The organism is Chamaesiphon sp. OTE_20_metabat_361 (assembly GCF_031364565.1).
Genome location: NZ_JANLWO010000498.1, coordinates 1 through 4538, shown reverse-complemented (window position 1 = coordinate 4538; position 4538 = coordinate 1). Strand labels below are relative to the sequence as shown.

General features: G+C 46.0%; 5 protein-coding genes and 2 pseudogenes. 4 read left to right on the top strand and 3 right to left on the bottom strand.

Going from position 1 to position 4538, the window contains the following annotated elements; genetic code table 11:
• Positions 1 to 200: pseudogene (locus tag RMO35_RS14540) on the top strand (isochorismatase); the annotation flags it as partial.
• 67 nt (positions 201 to 267) lie between these two features.
• On the top strand, positions 268 to 534 hold the full coding sequence (locus tag RMO35_RS14535; RefSeq protein WP_309742050.1) for a hypothetical protein: 267 nt from the start codon (positions 268 to 270) through the stop codon (positions 532 to 534).
• Positions 535 to 637: 103 nt separating this feature from the next.
• Here RMO35_RS14535 and RMO35_RS14530 read toward each other — a convergent pair whose 3' ends face one another.
• From RMO35_RS14530 to RMO35_RS14520, 3 genes are all read right to left on the bottom strand, one after another.
• Positions 638 to 1189, bottom strand: coding sequence for a pentapeptide repeat-containing protein (locus tag RMO35_RS14530; RefSeq protein ID WP_309742049.1), 552 nt, complete (start codon positions 1187 to 1189; stop codon positions 638 to 640).
• Positions 1190 to 1423: 234 nt separating this feature from the next.
• Positions 1424 to 2332 (bottom strand): histone deacetylase, encoded by a 909-nt coding sequence (locus RMO35_RS14525; RefSeq protein WP_309742048.1) that lies wholly within the window; start codon positions 2330 to 2332, stop codon positions 1424 to 1426.
• A 57-nt stretch (positions 2333 to 2389) separates the two neighbouring features.
• On the bottom strand, positions 2390 to 3157 hold the full coding sequence (locus tag RMO35_RS14520) for an ATP-grasp domain-containing protein (RefSeq protein ID WP_309742047.1): 768 nt from the start codon (positions 3155 to 3157) through the stop codon (positions 2390 to 2392).
• A gap of 127 nt (positions 3158 to 3284) precedes the next feature.
• On the opposite strand from RMO35_RS14520, the gene RMO35_RS14515 reads away from it, so the two are divergent.
• Both RMO35_RS14515 and RMO35_RS25370 read left to right on the top strand, forming a co-directional pair.
• Entirely contained in the window at positions 3285 to 4379 is a 1095-nt protein-coding gene (locus RMO35_RS14515; protein ID WP_309742046.1) for a branched-chain amino acid ABC transporter permease, read from the top strand.
• A gap of 37 nt (positions 4380 to 4416) precedes the next feature.
• Positions 4417 to 4538: pseudogene (locus RMO35_RS25370) on the top strand (ABC transporter ATP-binding protein); the annotation flags it as partial.

The window sequence follows — 4538 nt, the reverse complement described above, 5'->3', positions numbered from 1 at the left end:
CGGTTAACGATCTACTAACTGAAATTCAGGCGATCGATCCTACATTGGCACGGAAAGTGTATTTACTTGCCGATTGTACTTCGCCAGTAGTTATTCCTGGGGTGGTAGATTATACAGCCCAAGCTGAGGCTGCTTATCAGCGGTTTGCAGATGCGGGGATGAACATCGTCAAATCTACAGCCGATCGAGACTTCATATAATTGTAACTATCCACTATCCACTATTCACTATCCCCTAAAATAAATATATCGATCGCGGTTAACTTTTATGGAACAAGTCTATCTCGATGCCCACGATTGGTACGTGAAAAATCAGCAGATATTAGCAAAATATCGAGGCGAATGGATTGCCTTTACTAGCAATGGTGTCATCGCTCACGATCGCGAATATCTCAATACGATCGCCCAAATCGACCCAGAGCGAAAGGATTTTGTGCTGGCGAGAGTTCATGAATATGACGGCTGGGAACCACCGAGGTTTCGCGGAGTAAGGTTTCGCACCATTAGAATCGCAGCGCCGGAGAATGTAGACTAATATCGAATCAAACAGTTTAAACTCTCATTTCTTCGGCTCTAAATGGTTTGTGGGCAGTGCCCACCCTACTGGGACGACTGCACCCCTTATGGCCGAACAAGATTTACGGATCGAGCCAGTAATTTCCACGACAGAGGGCACGATGCTCGATAGTTCCATCTGGGAGAGTAGTTTCCCAAACAAAATTAGCTTGGCTACAGATACGTTCAGTGTAAGTTCCTTTAGCACCTTTGAAATCGGCTTGAGCCAGAATGGAGTAGCTAAGGAATTCAACAAAAGCTTCGCGAAAATCAGCACCAGCAGCATTGACATGAATCAATTCAGTGCCCTCAAAATTAGCTCCACGCAATCTACACCATCTCAAATTGGCTCCACGCAAGTTGGCATTTTTGACGATAGCTCCTTCCAAAATGGCCATTTCCAAGTAAGCAGCGAACAAGTCGGCTCCAGTCAAGTCGGCTCCAGTCAAGTCAGCAAAGCTCAAATCGGCTCCACGCAAGTTGATATCTCTCAAAATAGCTCCTTGCAATTCAATTCCATCTTGTCTGCCAGCGTTGGAAGTTCCTGGAGGGGGCAACAATTCAATTCCGGCAAAGTTACGTTCGCCAATAGCATACCGTTCCAACAACTCAGTAGTAGTAATCTCCCAAGCCATGGCTTACCTTCTAATTACTTAACACAACTCCAGTCTACCTTAGCCACATATTGGAATATCCCAGAAATGTAGGGTGGGCACTGCCCACAGACCATCTGGAGCCGAAGCAATAAGAGTTTAAACTGTTTGATTCGATTACCTGCGGTACGCTAAGCGATCGAGCAATCTCTGCACTAATCGTTGGCGAAGCCTGCCATAAGCAATCGATTTTAACGACTCTCAATATCCACATTACTATGTCAACAACCGCTCGATCGTGGCGACTACCGATGCACCTAATGAATCAAAATCATAGCCACCTTCTAAACCAAAGACAATTTTGCGGGTAACTTGTAAACAGTAATCGGTAAAGATCCCAAAATCTGACGGCTGGAGCGAAATGTTTGCTAATGGATCGTCATGATTGGCATCGTAGCCAGCACTAACAATTAGTAAATCTGGGCGAAAATCACTTAAGAACGGCACTACTTTCGATTCAAATAACGGCTGATAATCCGCCATCGTACTGCCTGCTTTCATTGGTAGATTTAACAGGTTTTTGTGAACTCCCCGCTCGACTGCTGCGCCACTACCAGGATAGTGCGGATACTCATGGAGCGAACAGTAAGCCATCTGGGGATTTTGGGCTACTACCGCTTGGGTGCCATTGCCGTGATGGACATCCCAGTCTAGTATAGCCACTCGATCGGCACCATTTGCCAAAGCATAAGTCGCCGCGATCGCGGCATTACTAAAGATGCAAAATCCCATCCCCCCAGATGGCTCTGCATGGTGCCCAGGCGGACGCGCTAGCACAAATGCAGGTTCGCCAGTGAAAGCCAAATCGACCCCATCCAGCCACGCATTGACAGCTAATAGTGCAACCTCATAAGTTCTGGTAGAGACGGGTGTATCGGGATCGATCGATCCGCCGTTTTGACTGAGCTGCTGTACAGACTGGATATATTCAGTTGGGTGAATTTTCTCGATCCAAGGTAATGGCGATCTCACTCGTACAGGTGTCGGCTCTCGCCAATCGAGTCGATCTGCCGATTTAGATCTTTCTAGTGCTGACTTAATTGCTGTCAGTCGAGCTGGTTTTTCGGGATGAAAGGCTCCGGTTTCATGTAATAAAAATTCGTCTGAATAGATAACTGGAAACATGAGATTTTGAAAACAAGTGAGTTTACGAGATGACGGACTAATTTTTTGTGCGCTAATTTAGAGTGCTACGGCTGCATATCGCAGCACCTCCAGTACCTGTAATGGATCGCAACCATAAATCCCCGATCCCCAGGCGGCATTTTGCTCTACTACTGCCCAACCTCGCTCCGCGATAACGCCCACATCCACCACCGCCGCGCGTGGTAGTTCGATGCGGGAATCGGCGAGGATCTTCTGTACGAATAACTCTGCCGCTGCTAATTCTAAATCTGTAGCAGCAAACTCTAACTCTCGTTGTAGCTCTCCATCTCTAAGATAAATCGAAATAGTGCGAATTTGTCGATCGAGGATAAAGCACCGAAATTCTGTTTCCCACACTACTACTTCGGCTACCAAAACGGGGGTATCTTCATCGTATTCATGGGGTAACTCGGAGCCAGTATAGACTTTAGCGGGAAAGCTCTTATCGTTTGGCGGCTTGATAAATGTTGGCTCGACTAGATCTCGACAGGCTCCCAGCGTCGTCAGTGATACCCGGAGTTGGCGAAATTCTGCTGGTAAATTGGGCAGCCAATCGATCTCCGGCTCTAATAATTGCAGTCCAAATTGTGCGGCGAGGGTTTGCCCGAATAGTGCTTCTAAATATAGTACGGGTTCGGGCACCAGCCGCAACTCATCGGGAACTTGCCAACTTCGCAGCCGCTCGACGTTCCAGCCAAGTTGATTCGCCGCTCGCCACAGAGCTTGTGCATCTTCAGTAAAACGCGGTGTCAGAATTAATGTCGGCATTGGCAAGCGGTAAGTCGGGCGGAGATTTGCGTTCACGGAGTGTTTCTGAAAGAGAATCGCGGGTGCAATATTTCAGACATTCAGCTATCATCAGCTAAAACGATCGCCACAATAGTATTCTAAGACTATTAACTCCCGATCGATAATTCATCAATTCTGCCTGATGGTCATTTATTTTGTCTTCTTGACGATTTCTGCTGCTACCTATGCGCTCTTTAGTTTGGGCTTAAACCTCCAGTGGGGAGTCACTGGGCTGATTAATTTCGGACATGTGGCATTTATGGCGATCGGTGCCTATTCTACCGTGTTACTGTCGTTGCAGGGCGTACCGATTCCGATCGCCGTTGCGGTTGGGGCTGGTTTATCGGCATTATTGGGGCTGCTGATTGGGATGTCTACGCTGAGACTGCGCGAAGACTATCTGGGAATTGTCACGATTGGCGTGTCGGAATTAGTCCGCTTGGTAGCCAAAAATGAAAAATGGTTGACGAAAGGTACCTTCGGCGTTCAAGGCTATCCCAAACCGTTTGATTTTAATCCTAATTATCCTAGCAAAATCTTCTTTATTATCTGGTTGACAGCAATTTGTGGGTTGGCATTATGGCGATTATTATTGTGGATGCGTGTCGAAAATAACCGCCTAATTAGCGGTGCGATCGCGATTATTTTTGTATTGACTGTGAATGTATGTGGATCTTTAGCTCTCTATGGTGCTTTACCGCCGTACTATCGATATGATTATCGTGCGGGTTTGATGCTGCTAACTTTGACGACATTAACAGTGGTTTATATCGGCTTAGAAAAGTTGGTGCATTCACCGTGGGGACGCATTCTCAAAGCGATTCGCGAAGATGAAGAAGTGCCCAAGGCTTTGGGTAAAAATGTTTTTTGGTACAAACTTCAAGCTTTCATGCTCGGTGGCGCGATCGCGGGTATTGCTGGCGCTTTTTATGCTTGGCAATTTAGCGTGTTTCCAGATAACTTTGAGCCGCTGCTGACATTTAATGCTTGGATTATTATCATGTTAGGTGGTGCGGGTAATAATCTCGGGACGGTGATTGGCGCAATTATTTTCTGGGGCTATTCTGAGGTGACGCGGACTGAATTATTTAAGAATATATTTCGGGCTATGAACCTGGATGATACTCAGCAAGGGGCATTTCGGGTGATGATTATCGGTCTAATTTTGATGTTGATTATGATACTACGTCCGCAAGGTATTTTGGGTAATAAAGAAGAACTGACTTTGGGTAAGTAATTAATTAATAATTAATAATTGATAAATACATTTTTATATGTCTAACAACTATATCCCGATGTCTACTCAACCATTACTCGCCGCCAAAGGACTATGTAAAACTTTTGGTGGTATCAAAGCGGTACAAACAGCCGGAATCGAAGTCGCTACTGGAAGTAT

Excerpts from the sequence above, each read along its gene's own strand:
- RMO35_RS14515 (WP_309742046.1), top strand. The coding sequence starts at position 3,285 with ATGGTCATTTATTTTGTCTTCTTGACGATTTCTGCTGCTACCTATGCG.
- RMO35_RS14525 (WP_309742048.1), bottom strand. The coding sequence starts at position 2,332 with ATGTTTCCAGTTATCTATTCAGACGAATTTTTATTACATGAAACCGGA.
- RMO35_RS14535 (WP_309742050.1), top strand. The coding sequence starts at position 268 with ATGGAACAAGTCTATCTCGATGCCCACGATTGGTACGTGAAAAATCAG.
- RMO35_RS14530 (WP_309742049.1), bottom strand. The coding sequence starts at position 1,189 with ATGGCTTGGGAGATTACTACTACTGAGTTGTTGGAACGGTATGCTATT.